We start from the raw sequence: 12,949 nt of genomic DNA, 5'->3' as shown, positions 1-12,949 counted from the left end.
CGCAACGATAGCAGACGGCGCACGGGAATCGTTACATCAGTCGAAACAAAGCGCGAAATTGTTGATGAAAAAGATCGCGTTTTCAGCGGCGAACAAAAGCAAACGATTGCGACTGCGCCGACAATCGTGAAATGAGCCGGTTTCGTCGATTTCTCAGCGATTCGCCATCACGACGTTCTGCGGTGCGCCCGCATGCCACGCCTCGATGTTCAGCAGTGTCGTATGCGCGATCTCGGCGAGCGCCTCGCGCGTGAAGAACGCCTGGTGCGACGTGACGATCACGTTCGGGAAGGTCAGCAGGCGCGCGAGCACGTCGTCCTGCAGCGGCAGGTCGGAGTGATCCTCGAAGAAGAGCCCGCTTTCCTCCTCGTACACGTCGAGCCCGAGATGGCCGAGCTGGCCGCTCTTGAGCGCGTCGACCAGCGCCTGCGCATCGACGAGGCCGCCGCGCCCGGTGTTGATCAGCATCGCGCCATGCTTCATCCGCGCGAGCGTCCGTTCGTTGATCAGGTGGTGCGTCGACGGCAGCAGCGGGCAGTGCAGGCTGACGATGTCGGCGTGGCGCAGCAACTCGTCGAGCTCGACATAGCGTGCGCCGAAGGCGATCAGCTCGTCGTTGTACGGCGGCACCGAGTGCGCGAGCACATGCATCCCGAAGCCCATCATGATCTTCGCGAACACGCTGCCGATGATGCCGGTGCCGATCACGCCGACGGTCTTGCCGTGCAGGTCGAAGCCGAGCAGGCCGTTCAGCGAGAAGTCGCCTTCGCGGGTGCGCGCGACGGCGCGCGGCAGGCGGCGGTTGAGGGCGAGGATCAGCGCGACCGCGTGCTCGGCAACCGCATGCGGCGAGTAGGCGGGCACGCGCACGACCGTGATGCCGAGCCGCTCGGCGGCCGCCAGGTCGACATGGTTGAAGCCCGCCGAGCGCAGCGCGATCAGGCGCGTGCCGCCGTCCGCCAGCCGTTCGAGCACGGCTGCGTCGACGGTGTCGTTGACGAACGGGCAGACGACGTCATAGCCATGCGCGAGGATCGCGGTTTCCGCGTCGAGGTGCGACGGCTGAAAGTGCAGCCGATAGCCGAACTGCCGGTTGGCGGCAGCAAACGAATCGTCGTCGTACTGCCGGCTGCTGAACAGGATCACGCGCACGCTGCACCTCCGATGGCTGACGCGCGCAGTTTACTGCAGCCCCGTGACGATGTCGGAGCGGTCGGGCCCGCGCGACGGCCGCATGAAGCCGTAGTCGGTGCGTTCGCGGGCGGGTTGCGCGCTGAAGTGATCGAGCGCGTGCTCGACGAAGCTGCGCGTGCGGGCCGGCACGTACTGGCGGTTCGGGTAGACGAGCGACAGCTGCGTGTCGGGATCGTCGATCCGGTAGCCGGCCATCAGTCGCACGAGCGTGCCGCTGGCGAGCGCGCTGGCGACGCACGGCTCGGGCAGCACCGCGATGCCCGCGCCGGCCACGGCGGCCGCGTGGACGAGCGCGAGCTGGTTGACCGTGCAGGCCGGGCGCACCGTGACGGAATGCGCGACGCCGTCATGGCCGACCAGCTGCCACGCGGGCGCATGCTGGTGCGGCGCGAGCGTGACCCAGTCGTGGCCCGGCAGGTCGTCGGGCACGCGCGGCTCGCCGCGTCGCTCGAGATAGGCCGGTGCCGCGACCGCGACGAACGGGTTCGGTGAAAGGGCGTGGCCGATCAGCGTCGGGTTGCCGTCGAGCCGGTTGCCCGTGACGATGCCGACGTCGTAACCCGAATCGAGCACGTCGAGCGGCCCCTCGGCGACGGTCAGCTGCACGCGCAACTCGGGGTAGCGGTGCCGGAAGCTGCTGACGAGCGGCGTCAGTGCAAGCGGCGACAGCAGGCCCGACGCGACGACGCGCAGCGTGCCGGCCGGTTCGCGCACGGCATGCGCGACGGACGATTCGAGGTGGTCGAATTCCTCGAGCAGCGCGCGGCACCCGTCGAGGTAGCGCACGCCGGCCTCGGTGAGCGACAGGTTGCGCGTGGTGCGGTGGATCAGCCGTGTGTTCAGGTGGCCCTCGAGCATCGCGATCGAACGCGTGACGAGTGCATTGGACACGCCGAGATGGTGCGCCGCGCGCCGGAAGCTTTGCTGCTCGGCGACGCAGACGAATACACGCATGGTCTGAATCTGGTTCATGGCTTGCGTATTTCTGGCCCGGTTGATTGATTATGGTTGTGGTGTTTCGCCGCGCAACCCCGAAAGCGCATCGCGCGGCACCCAGTTCTCTTTCGTATCGAAAAATCGTTTTTTTCGATTCCGCAGATGATTGTTCAATACAGAAGCGATATCCGTCAACCTGAGAAAAGGGGCGGGTTGCGGAAAATCGAAATCGGGAGTAACGCGTTAAACGTCGCGTTGTCTCGCATGCCTGCCGTTCAAAGGCGGCAGGGTATTTGAGCAGGTATGGAGGGTGCGAATATTTCTTATGTTAATCAATAAGTTGTGAACTATTCGAGCGGGCGTGCTTCGGTATTTCCGGGAAGCGTGCCCCAATACCTGCTGAAGTAATCGATGTTTTTCAGCCGAGCGAGGAATTTGCGTATCGGATTCCGTGCGGTGATTTTTATCACGGATCCGGTCTATTTCGTTCGATACAGAAGTTGTGCTGAACCAGCGGTGTCGACGAAGCACGGTGTTATTGACGGAGAAAATCGTGCGCTTGACGGACGAATGGAACCGTTTCACCACCTTGGCGGCAATCCTTTTTCAATCCGGATGACTGGCGTGCGGCCCGCGCCCGGCCGGCTGGCCCGGCCGGGCGACCGGGCCACCGTCGTGCTGTCCGGCGACGCGTGCCTCTTGCGCGAGGCGGCGGAACGCGGAATGATCGATCAGTTCGCCATGCCGCGCGGCGGGCGTCCTGCACTTCCTTTCCTCACCTTTTACCAGCCATGTCCATCGATTACTCGCCGATTCCCTGTCCCGTCGTCGTGCCGCTCGACGCGATCCTGCCCGAAGAACCGCTGCTGATGATGGGGGCCGGCCCGGTTCCGATCCCGGCCGCCGTCGCGAAGGCGAACACGATCGTGATCAACCACCTCGGCGCGACGATGGCGAAGATCATCGAGCAGGTGAAGGAGATGGCGCGCTACGTGTTCCAGACCCGCACGAAGTGGGTGCTCGGCGTCGCGGGCCCCGGTTCGGCCGCCATGGAAATGGCGATCTCGAACCTCGCGTGGCGCGGTACGCGCGTGCTGTCGATCCGCAACGGCTTCTTCAGCGCGCGGATGGCCGAGATGGCCACGCGCGTCGGCGCCGACGTCGCGACGCTCGAAGTGGCCGACCGCGCGGTTGCCAGCCTCGACGAGATCGCGGACGCGATCGCGCGCGAGCGGCCCGAGATCGTCACGATCGTGCAGGGGGAGACGTCGAACACCGTGTGGAACCGCGACCTGCGCGACATCGCGGCGCTCGCGAAGGCGGCCGGTGCGCTGGTCGTGGTCGACGCGGTGTGCACGCTGTCGACGATGCCGCTCGAGATGGACGCGTGGGGCATCGACGCGGTGATCACCGGCGGCCAGAAGGGGCTGTCGTCGATTCCCGGCGTGTCGCTGATCGCGTTTTCCGATGCCGCATGGAACCGCATGAAGCAGCGCCCGGAACCGAATGCGCACTGGTGCCTCGACATGGCGCTCGCGGAGAATTTCTGGCACAACGCCGGCTATCACTACACGGCGCCCGTGTCGGGCGTGCTCGCGCTGCACGAAGCGCTGCGGCTCGTCTGCGCGGAGACGCTCGAAAGCCGCTTCGCACGCCATCTGCGCTGCTCGCTCGCGCTGCAGGCGGGCGTCGAGTCGATGGGGCTCAAGCTCTATGCGCCGAAGGACTGCCGGCTCAATTCGGTGGTCGGGATCGAGACGCCGGAAGGGCTCACGCCGGGGATGGTCTGCGGCCATATCTCGAAGCAGTACCAGGTCGAGATTTCGGGCTCGTTCGGGTTGCCGATCGTGCGGATCGGGCAGATGGGCGAGCAGTGTCGCGAACACAACCTGTTCCGCACGCTGCATGCGTTCGGCCGCACGATGGTCGACCTGAAGGTGCCGGTCGACCTGCCGGCCGGCGTCGCGGCGCTCGAACAGGAGCTGTCGCGGCGCGGCGCGTAAGCCGCCAAACGACGAGAGGGGCCGCGCTCAGCGGCCCAGCATCGCGCGCCGGTACGTATTCGGCGTCGTGCCGTGCGCGTCGCGGAAACGATGGCTGAAGTGGCCGGCGTTCGCGTAGCCGCAGTCGGCCGCGATCTGCGCGAGCGGCAGCGCCGTCGTGCGCAGCAGCTCGCGCGCCCGCGCCAGCCGTTGCTCGGCCACCCAGGCGTGCGGCGCGCGGCCGAACGACAGCCGGAACATCCGCGAGAAGTGGTATTCGGACAGCGCGGCGACGTCGGCGAGTTCGCCGAGCGTCAGCGGTTGCGTCAGGTACGTGTCGATGTAGTCGCGCACACGGCGGCGCACGGCCGGCGCGAGCCCGCCGCGGAACGACGTGTCGGTGCGGGTCGTGCTCTGCCCGCGCAGCAGCAGGCTCAGCACCTCGTGCGCGGTCTCGTTCACGCGCAGCCGTTCGTCGGCATCGTCCCAGCCGTCCAGCGCGAGCGAGCGCAGCAGCGTGGCGACGCGCGCATCCTCGAAATAGGTGCGATCGGCGAGCTTCAGCTCGCGCGGCTCGCGGTCGAGTTCGCGGATCGCGCGCTGCGTGAAGTGCTCGGGCAGGAAATACAGGTGGATGAAGTGCATCTCGCCGCGCACCCACCAGCGCGATTCATGGTCGCCCGGCAGCGCGCACAGCAGGCTCGGCGCGCCGTAGCGCGGCACGCGCTGGCGCTCCGTCCGGTAGCCGCCGTCGAGGTAGCACGACAGCGTGTGGTGGCCCGGCTGCTCGTAGACCGTCTCGCTTTCGTCGGTGATCCGGGTCCATTCGGCGATCGCGAGATGGTCGCCGAGCCATGCGAAGCGTTCGAGCGTCGCGTTCGCGTCCGCGAGCGTGCGGCAGACCGACTGCAGGCCGAACGGCAGATCGCCGCCGGCCAGGGCGGCGGGGTGATCGACGGGCGGAGCGGAAAGGGAAAAGCTCATGATGGGCCGAGTATAAGCGGGCGCGCGGCGCCGCGTGCGGCGGCCCGAAAAAGACCGCAATTCCGGACAATCGGCGCGCGCCGGGCGGCGGCATAGTCGGGATCCGTTTCACCTGTTTTTTTTGGATCGTTGCCGCCATGAACCTGTCGCTTTATTTCGTCACCGTGCTGATCTGGGGCACCACCTGGATCGCGATCAAGTGGCAGCTCGGCTCCGTGCCGCCGCCCGTGTCGATCGCATGGCGCTTCTGGCTCGCGGCCGCCGTGCTGTTCGCGCTGCTGCGCGTGATGCGCCGGACGGTGCGCCCGCCGCGCGAAGCGTGGCGCTTTCTCCTGGCGCAGGGCTTCGCGCTGTTCTGCCTGAACTTCCTGTGTTTCTACTATGCGGAGCAGGTCGTGCCGAGCGGCCTCGTCGCGGTGATCTTCTCGACCGCGCCGCTGCTGAACTCGATCAACGGCCGGCTGTTCATGGGCCGTCCGCTGCGGCCGTCGGCGATCGCCGGTGCGCTGCTCGGGCTGGCCGGTATCGCGTGCCTGTTCTGGCAGCAGATGGCCGGCCACCTCGACGACCACGCGACGTGGATGGGGCTCGCGATCGCGTTCGCGGGCACGATGTGCTTCTCGATCGGCAACCTGCTGTCGAGCCGGATGCAGTCGATGGGGCTGCACCCGCTCGCGACCAACGGCTGGGCGATGCTGATCGGCGCGGCGATCCTGACCGTCGGCAGCATGGTGGCCGGGATGCCGTTCACGCTCGACACGAGCCCGCGCTATCTCGGCGCGCTCGTCTATCTGGCCGTGCCCGGCTCGGTGATCGGCTTTACCGCGTATCTGACCCTCGTCGGCCGGATCGGGCCGGAGCGTGCCGCGTACTGCACGGTGCTGTTCCCGATCGTCGCGCTGGCCGTGTCGACGGTGTTCGAGGGCTACCAGTGGTCGCCGCTCGCGGTGGTCGGGCTGCTGCTGGTGGTGGCCGGCAACCTGGTCGCGTTCGACCTGACGCGGCGGTTGTTTCTGCGGGCCGCCTGACCGGCTTGCCCGCCGCACCGGCCCCGTCCGGATACAAAAACGCCCGCGCGATGCGGGCGTTTTCTTTTGGGTGGCCGGTGGCGCGACCTGCGCGACCGGCTGCCGTGCGGCAAGCGATATGGTCAGGCCGCCGCGCTACTCCCTTCGACCCGCGCCTGCCGCTGGTACAGCACCATCGATAGCGCGACGCCCGCGGCAGCCGCCACTGCCGCGAACAGGAACACCTGCGGATAGCCGAACGCGCCCGCGACATAGCCGGCGAGCGGGCCCGTGATGCCGAGCGACAGGTCGAGGAACACCGAGTACGCGGACAGCGCCGCGCCGCGGCTCGCGGGCGGCACGAGCGCGACGGCCTCGACGCCGAGCGCCGGGAAGATCAACGCGAAGCCGAAGCCCGTCAGTGCGGCGCCGACGAGCGCGACGTGCGGCACCGGCGCGAGCCACAGCAGCACGAGGCCCGAGCATTCGAACGCGAACGACACGATCGCGACACGGAAGCCGCCGTAGGTCTTGATCGTGTTCGCGAACAGCAGGCGCGCGCCGATGAACAGCGTGCCGAACACGGTCAGCGACAGCGCGGCGTTCGGCCAGTGGCGCGCCGCGTAGTACAGCGTGACGAAGGTCGCGATCGAGCCGAAGCCGGCCGAGCCGAGCGCGAGGCCGAGGCCGTGCGGCAGCACGCGCGTGAACACGCTCGCGTACGACATCCGCTCGCCGTGCACGAGCGGCACGGAAGCGATCAGGCGCGCGAGGTAGAAGCCGGTCGCGGCGAGCGCGATCACGATCACGCCGATCAGCGCCGGATTCAGCGTATGCGCGATCGCGACGCCGACCGGCGCGCCGAGCGCGAGCGCGCCGTAGGTCGCGATGCCGTTCCACGAGATCACCTTCGCGTTGTGCGTGACGCCGACCCGGCCGATGCCCCACAGGATCGCGCCGGTGCCGCACAGGCTCTCGCCGACGCCGAGCACGAGCCGGCTCGCGACCAGCAGCACGAGGCTCGCGACCGGCAAGTGCGCGAGCAGCAGCGCGACGAGCAGCAGCACCCCCGACACGCCGCAACCGACCAGCCCGCGCAGCACCGTCTGCTTCGGCCCGAGCGTATCGGCCAGGCGCCCGGCGAGCGGCCGCGACGCGAGCGTCGCGAAATACTGGACGCTGATCGCGCCGCCCGCGACGATCGCGGAAAAGCCGAGGTCGTCATGGACGAAGCCCGGCAGCACGGCGAGCGGCAGGCCGATGGTCAGGTAGCAGATGAACGTGAAGCAGACGACGGACACGATTTGCAGCGTGACCGCGAACCCGCTGCGCGGCGGTGTGGCGGAATCGGTTGACATGGGGTCGGAACGAATGAACGAAACAGGCGGAGGACGGCGAAAAAGGGAATCGGGATTTTCCCATGGAACCGGTTTTCACGCAGGTACCATTTAGTTAATCGCGACCTGTTTTCGAGGATGACGGACGGTTGCGAGGGCGCAGGGACGGGGCTGGGAGCACCGTGCGGAAAGGCCGCCGGGCGGCCCCGGCGCTCATATCGCGGCAGTTATATGGGCCCCATGCGTGATGGGCTATGGGTTGCGGAATTTGATGGTGATAGCGTGCAAACTGTCAGAAAAACGTCGGTCGAGTGCACTGCGCAGGCCGCCTTGCCCCCCATTTGAAGAACCATCGAGACATGAGTGAGCCGATCCGCTTCTACCATCGTCACGCGATCCGCGAAGTCAGCGGCGCGGACGTTACCCGCACCGTGCTGCAATACCTGCGCGAGGACGTGCATTGCACCGGCACCAAGGAAGGCTGCGCGGAAGGCGACTGCGGCGCGTGCACGGTCGTCGTCGGCGAGCTGACCGACGCCGGCGCGGTCGAGTTCAAGGCCGTCAATGCGTGCATCCAGTTCCTGCCGACGCTCGACGGAAAGGCGCTGCTGACGGTCGAGGACCTGCGTCAGCCGGACGGCGCGCTGCATCCGGTGCAGCAGGCGATGGTCGACTGCCACGGTTCGCAATGCGGGTTCTGCACACCGGGCTTCGTGATGTCGATGTGGGCGCTGTACGAGAAGCACGGCCACGAAGGCTGCGGCAGCGCGTGCGCGAAGGCGAAGGACGTGCCGACGCGTACCGAGATCGCCGATGCGCTGACCGGCAACCTGTGCCGCTGCACCGGCTATCGCCCGATCGTCGATGCGGCCGTGCAGATGTTCGATGCGCCGGCACCGTCGGCGCCGGTCGACACCGCGGCGCTGGCCCGCACGCTCGCGTCGCTCAGGCGCGACGATACGTTCGACTACACGACGATCAACGGTGCGCGCTTCGCGGCGCCGCGCACGCTCGACGCGCTGGCCGCGCTGAAGGCCGAGCGACCCGACGCGCGCATTCTCGCGGGCAGCACCGACATCGGCCTGTGGGTCACCAAGCAGATGCGCCGGCTCGACGACCTGATCTATGTCGGCCAGATCGCCGAACTGCAGCGCCTCGTGGAGCGCGGCGACTGGATCGAGATCGGCGCGGGCGTGACGGTCGAGAAGGCGTATGCGGCGCTGGCCGGCCAGTATCCGGAACTCACGGAGATGTGGAAGCGCTTCGCGTCGCTGCCGATCCGCAACGCGGGCACGATCGGCGGCAACGTCGCGAACGGCTCGCCGATCGGCGATTCGATGCCGGGACTGATCGCGCTCGGCGCGCGCGTGGTGCTGCGCGGTGGCGACACGGTGCGCGAGCTGCCGCTCGAGGCGCTGTACACGGGCTACCAGCAGAAGGACATGGCGCCGCACGAATTCGTCGTCGGCCTGAAGGTGCCGACCCGCACCGGCGCGCGCGAGAAGCTGCAGTTCCGCACGTACAAGCTGTCGAAGCGGTTCGACTCCGACATCTCGGCCGTGTGCGCGGCGTTCGCATTCATCGCGGACGGCGACACGATCCGCGAGCCGCGCATCGCGTTCGGCGGGATGGCCGCGACGCCGAAGCGCGCGACCCAGACGGAAGCCGTGCTCGAGGGTGCGCTGTGGCACGAAGCCACCGCGCAGGCCGCGATGCAGGCGCTCGAGCGCGACTACCAGCCGCTGTCCGACATGCGCGCGACGAGCACGTACCGCCTCGATACCGCGAAGAACCTGATGTACCGATTCTGGCTGGAGACGCGCCCGCACGACCCGCTGCCGCCGCAAGCCCTGAATGTGCGTGAAGTGGCCGCCGAAGTCGGCACCGACGCGGCGCGCGTCTGAAGACGGAGAACACCGAACATGAACCAGCAAGCAGAACCGTTCCTGAGCACCCTCGACCCGCAAGCCGACGCCGCGCAGGTCCACGTATCGCGCGCGCACGAATCCGCGCACCTGCACGTCAGCGGGCGTGCCACCTACACCGACGACATCCCGGTCGTCGCGGGCACGCTCCACGCGGCGCTCGGGTTGTCGGCGAAACCGCACGCGAAGATCGTGTCGATGAACTTCGACGCGGTGCGCGCGACGCCGGGCGTGGTCGCCGTGTTCACGGCCGACGACATCCCGGGTGTCAACGATTGCGGCCCGATCATCCACGACGACCCGGTGCTCGCGAAGGGCATCGTGCAGTTCGTCGGCCAGCCGATGTTCATCGTCGTCGCGACGTCGCACGAAACCGCGCGGCTCGCCGCGCGCCGTGCAAAGGTCGACTATGAGGAGCTGCCCGCGATCCTCACCGCGCAGGAAGCGCGCGCGGCCGAAACCTACGTGATCCCGCCGCTGAAGCTGGCGCGCGGCGATGCGGCTGCGCGGCTTGCCGTCGCGCCGCACCGCGAGTCGGGCGAAATGCTGCTCGGCGGCCAGGAGCAGTTCTACCTCGAAGGGCAGATCGCGTACGCGGTGCCGAAGGACGACGACGGGATGCACGTGTACTGCTCGACGCAGCACCCGAGCGAGATGCAGCACCTCGTCGCGCACGTGCTCGGCGTCGCGTCGCACAACGTGCTCGTCGAATGCCGCCGGATGGGCGGCGGGTTCGGCGGCAAGGAATCGCAGTCGGGCCTGTTCGCGTGCTGCGCGGCGCTCGCCGCGTGGAAGCTGCTGTGCCCGGTGAAGCTGCGTCCGGACCGCGACGACGACATGATGATCACCGGCAAGCGGCACGACTTCCATTACCGCTTCGACGTCGGCTACGACGACGACGGCCGCATCGACGGCGTGGCGCTCGACATGACGTCGCGCTGCGGCTTCTCGGCCGACCTGTCGGGCCCGGTGATGACGCGTGCGGTGTGCCACTTCGACAACGCGTACTGGCTGGGCGACGTCGATATCGCCGGCTACTGCGGCAAGACCAACACGCAGTCGAACACCGCATTCCGCGGGTTCGGCGGCCCGCAGGGCGCATTCGCGATCGAGTACATCCTCGACGACGTCGCGCGCTCGCTCGATCGCGATCCGCTCGACGTCCGCTATGCGAACCTGTACGGCAAGACCGAACGCAACGTCACGCCTTACGGGCAGACGGTCGAGGACAACGTGCTGCCGGAACTGCTCGGCGAACTCGAGGCGACGAGCGACTACCGCGCGCGGCGCGCGGGCGTGCGCGCATTCAATGCGCGCAACACGGTGCTGAAGAAGGGCATCGCGATCACGCCGGTGAAGTTCGGCATTGCGTTCAACGTCACGCACTTCAACCAGGCCGGCGCGCTGGTGCACATCTATACCGACGGCTCGGTGCTCGTGAACCACGGCGGCACGGAGATGGGGCAGGGCCTCAACACGAAGGTCGCGCAGGTCGTCGCGCACGAGCTCGGCATCCGCTTCGGCCGGATCCGAGTGACGGCGACCGACACCAGCAAGGTCGCGAACACGTCCGCGACCGCTGCGTCGACGGGGTCGGACCTGAACGGCAAGGCCGCGCAGGATGCGGCGCGCCAGTTGCGCGAGCGGCTCGCGGTGTTCGCCGCGAAGCAGTTCGGCGACGGCAAGGTCGATGCGGCCGACGTGAAGTTCGGCAACGACTTCGTGTGGGTCGGCGGCGCGAGCGTGCCGTTCGGCGAAGTGATCGCGAAAGCGTATCTCGCGCGCGTGCAACTTTGGTCGGACGGCTTCTACGCGACGCCGAAGCTGTATTGGGATCAGTCGAAGCTGCAAGGCCGGCCGTTCTACTACTACTCGTATGGCGCGGCCGTGTCGGAAGTCGTGATCGACACGCTGACGGGCGAGATGCGCACGCTGCGCGTCGATGCGCTGCACGACGTGGGCGCGTCGCTGAACCCGGCGCTCGACATCGGCCAGGTCGAAGGCGCGTTCATCCAGGGGATGGGCTGGCTCACGACCGAGGAGCTGTGGTGGAACAAGGGCGGCAAGCTGATGACGCATGCGCCGTCCACGTACAAGATCCCGACGGTGAACGACACGCCGCCCGAGTTCAACGTGCAGCTGTTCAAGAACCGCAACGTCGAGGACAGCATCCACCGTTCGAAGGCCGTCGGCGAGCCGCCTCTGCTGCTGCCGTTCTCGGTGTTCTTCGCGGTGCGCGATGCGGTCGCTGCGGTCGGCGACTACAAGGTGAACCCGCCGCTCGATGCGCCGGCTACCGGCGAGTCGATCCTGCGCGCGGTCAGCGCGGTGCGTGCGGCGAAGGCAGGCTGAGATGAAACGACCCCCACGCTCACTGCGTTCACTGCCCCCCGAGGGGGCGGTCAGCCTCCTTGGGGCGGCCCGGCGGAGGCTGACATGAACGGCCCCGCACGCTCGCTCCGCACCGCGTCGACCCCGGCGTTCGCGCCGGGCACCGGCCAGCGCAACCGCGCGACCGGCACGCCCGCGCCGATGCACATCGTGTTGTTCGGCGCCGGGCATGTCGGTCACGCGCTCGTTACGCTGCTCGGCGCGCTGCCGTGCGTCGTGCAGTGGGTCGATACGCGCGACGAGCTGTTCCCGGACGAATGTCCGCCGAACGTGCAGCCGGAGCCGACCGACACGCCGGAGGCCGTCGTCGACGCGGCGCCGCCCGGCGCGTACTTCCTCGTGATGACGCACAACCACGCGCTCGACTTCTCGCTCGCCGCGCAGATCATGCGGCGGCGCGACTACGCGTACTTCGGGATGATCGGCTCGCGCACCAAGCGCGTGAAGTTCGAGCGCCGGCTTGCCGCGCGCGGCGTCGACCCGGCGCGGCTCGTGGAGATGGTGTGTCCGATCGGTGTCGCGGGCATCGTCGACAAGGCGCCGGGCGCGATCGCGGTGGCCGTGTGCGCGGAGCTGCTGCAGGCGCGCTCGGGCATGCCGGTGGCCGGCGCGAAGGCAACGGCGGCCGGGCGGGCGCGCGACGACGTGTCCTGCGCGCGGTAACCGCAGCGCGGCCGACGCACGGCCGCGCGTTTTTGCATACACTGCACGACGACGCGCGGCATCGGGCCGCGCCTTACCGTGCACGTGCCATGTCCGATCATCAGGTTTATCTCGACACGCTCGACGCGAGCCTCGTCGCCATCGAGCGCTGGCTGTCCGGCGTCGATACCGCGCCCGAGGCGCTCGACGCGATGCTCGCGCCGTTCTCCACCGATTTCACGATGATCCTGACCGACGGCCGCGAGGTCGATCGCGACGGTACGCGCGCGCTGTTCGCCAAGCTCGCCGGCGCGAAGCCGGGGCTGCGCATCACGCTGTCGGAAACTCGCGTGCTCGCGGCCGACGCGTCGCATGCGACGCTCACCTATCTCGAAGCGCAGCACGCGGCTTCGGGCGAGCTGCCCGCGCGCCGCGCGACCGCCGTGTTCGAGCGCGACGGGGCGGGCGTCGTGCGCTGGACCCATCTGCAGGAAACCTTCTGCACGGCCTGAAGTCGAGCGGCCGTGCCGCGTCTTGTGCTGCGTCTTGTG

The 12,949-nt window shown here is 68.2% G+C and carries 11 protein-coding genes; 7 read left to right on the top strand and 4 right to left on the bottom strand.

The window, feature by feature from the left end:
* Positions 1–153: 153 nt before the first annotated feature.
* Both BDI24065_RS10000 and BDI24065_RS09995 read right to left on the bottom strand, forming a co-directional pair.
* The gene (locus tag BDI24065_RS10000) at positions 154–1,152 is read right to left on the bottom strand and encodes a 2-hydroxyacid dehydrogenase (protein WP_175031112.1); all 999 of its coding nucleotides are present in this window, start codon (positions 1,150–1,152) and stop codon (positions 154–156) included.
* A gap of 30 nt (positions 1,153–1,182) precedes the next feature.
* Positions 1,183–2,166, bottom strand: a complete 984-nt coding sequence (locus BDI24065_RS09995) for a LysR family transcriptional regulator (protein ID WP_175031111.1) — start codon at positions 2,164–2,166, stop codon at positions 1,183–1,185.
* Positions 2,167–2,541: 375 nt separating this feature from the next.
* Here BDI24065_RS09995 and BDI24065_RS09990 point away from each other — a divergent pair, with 375 nt between their 5' ends.
* Positions 2,542–3,000, top strand: a complete 459-nt coding sequence (locus BDI24065_RS09990) for a hypothetical protein (protein WP_175031110.1) — start codon at positions 2,542–2,544, stop codon at positions 2,998–3,000.
* Positions 2,922–4,133, top strand: a complete 1,212-nt coding sequence (locus BDI24065_RS09985) for a pyridoxal-phosphate-dependent aminotransferase family protein (protein WP_027788247.1) — start codon at positions 2,922–2,924, stop codon at positions 4,131–4,133. Before BDI24065_RS09990 ends, BDI24065_RS09985 begins: the two co-directional genes overlap by 79 nt.
* Positions 4,134–4,160: 27 nt before the next feature.
* On the opposite strand, the gene BDI24065_RS09980 is transcribed toward BDI24065_RS09985, so the two are convergent.
* Positions 4,161–5,096, bottom strand: coding sequence for an AraC family transcriptional regulator (locus BDI24065_RS09980; RefSeq protein WP_175031109.1), 936 nt, complete (start codon positions 5,094–5,096; stop codon positions 4,161–4,163).
* A gap of 137 nt (positions 5,097–5,233) precedes the next feature.
* Here BDI24065_RS09980 and BDI24065_RS09975 point away from each other — a divergent pair, with 137 nt between their 5' ends.
* Positions 5,234–6,124 (top strand): DMT family transporter, encoded by an 891-nt coding sequence (locus BDI24065_RS09975; RefSeq protein ID WP_175031108.1) that lies wholly within the window; start codon positions 5,234–5,236, stop codon positions 6,122–6,124.
* 122 nt (positions 6,125–6,246) lie between these two features.
* On the opposite strand, the gene BDI24065_RS09970 is transcribed toward BDI24065_RS09975, so the two are convergent.
* Positions 6,247–7,461, bottom strand: coding sequence for an MFS transporter (locus BDI24065_RS09970; RefSeq protein WP_175031107.1), 1,215 nt, complete (start codon positions 7,459–7,461; stop codon positions 6,247–6,249).
* 338 nt (positions 7,462–7,799) lie between these two features.
* Here BDI24065_RS09970 and xdhA point away from each other — a divergent pair, with 338 nt between their 5' ends.
* From xdhA to BDI24065_RS09950, 4 genes are all read left to right on the top strand, one after another.
* Positions 7,800–9,344, top strand: coding sequence for a xanthine dehydrogenase small subunit (xdhA, locus tag BDI24065_RS09965; RefSeq protein WP_175031106.1), 1,545 nt, complete (start codon positions 7,800–7,802; stop codon positions 9,342–9,344).
* A gap of 18 nt (positions 9,345–9,362) precedes the next feature.
* Positions 9,363–11,717 (top strand): xanthine dehydrogenase molybdopterin binding subunit, encoded by a 2,355-nt coding sequence (xdhB, locus tag BDI24065_RS09960; RefSeq protein ID WP_175031105.1) that lies wholly within the window; start codon positions 9,363–9,365, stop codon positions 11,715–11,717.
* An 84-nt stretch (positions 11,718–11,801) separates the two neighbouring features.
* Complete coding sequence (xdhC, locus tag BDI24065_RS09955; protein WP_175031104.1) at positions 11,802–12,419, top strand: xanthine dehydrogenase accessory protein XdhC; 618 nt, start codon at positions 11,802–11,804, stop codon at positions 12,417–12,419.
* A gap of 89 nt (positions 12,420–12,508) precedes the next feature.
* Entirely contained in the window at positions 12,509–12,910 is a 402-nt protein-coding gene (locus BDI24065_RS09950; protein WP_175031103.1) for a nuclear transport factor 2 family protein, read from the top strand.
* The last annotated feature ends 39 nt before the right edge of the window (positions 12,911–12,949 follow it).

The organism is Burkholderia lata (assembly GCF_902499025.1).
GTDB lineage: Bacteria > Pseudomonadota > Gammaproteobacteria > Burkholderiales > Burkholderiaceae > Burkholderia > Burkholderia lata_C.
The sequence above is the reverse complement of the archived record's forward strand: the minus strand, read 5'-3'. Positions and strand labels throughout refer to the sequence as shown.

Bases quoted from the DNA above. Each gene is read 5' to 3' on its own strand.
- BDI24065_RS09995 (WP_175031111.1), bottom strand. From the start codon at position 2,166: ATGAACCAGATTCAGACCATGCGTGTATTCGTCTGCGTCGCCGAGCAG.
- BDI24065_RS09985 (WP_027788247.1), top strand. From the start codon at position 2,922: ATGTCCATCGATTACTCGCCGATTCCCTGTCCCGTCGTCGTGCCGCTC.
- xdhB (WP_175031105.1), top strand. From the start codon at position 9,363: ATGAACCAGCAAGCAGAACCGTTCCTGAGCACCCTCGACCCGCAAGCC.
- BDI24065_RS09950 (WP_175031103.1), top strand. From the start codon at position 12,509: ATGTCCGATCATCAGGTTTATCTCGACACGCTCGACGCGAGCCTCGTC.
- BDI24065_RS09970 (WP_175031107.1), bottom strand. From the start codon at position 7,461: ATGTCAACCGATTCCGCCACACCGCCGCGCAGCGGGTTCGCGGTCACG.
- xdhA (WP_175031106.1), top strand. From the start codon at position 7,800: ATGAGTGAGCCGATCCGCTTCTACCATCGTCACGCGATCCGCGAAGTC.
- xdhC (WP_175031104.1), top strand. From the start codon at position 11,802: ATGAACGGCCCCGCACGCTCGCTCCGCACCGCGTCGACCCCGGCGTTC.
- BDI24065_RS09980 (WP_175031109.1), bottom strand. From the start codon at position 5,096: ATGAGCTTTTCCCTTTCCGCTCCGCCCGTCGATCACCCCGCCGCCCTG.
- BDI24065_RS09975 (WP_175031108.1), top strand. From the start codon at position 5,234: ATGAACCTGTCGCTTTATTTCGTCACCGTGCTGATCTGGGGCACCACC.
- BDI24065_RS09990 (WP_175031110.1), top strand. From the start codon at position 2,542: ATGTTTTTCAGCCGAGCGAGGAATTTGCGTATCGGATTCCGTGCGGTG.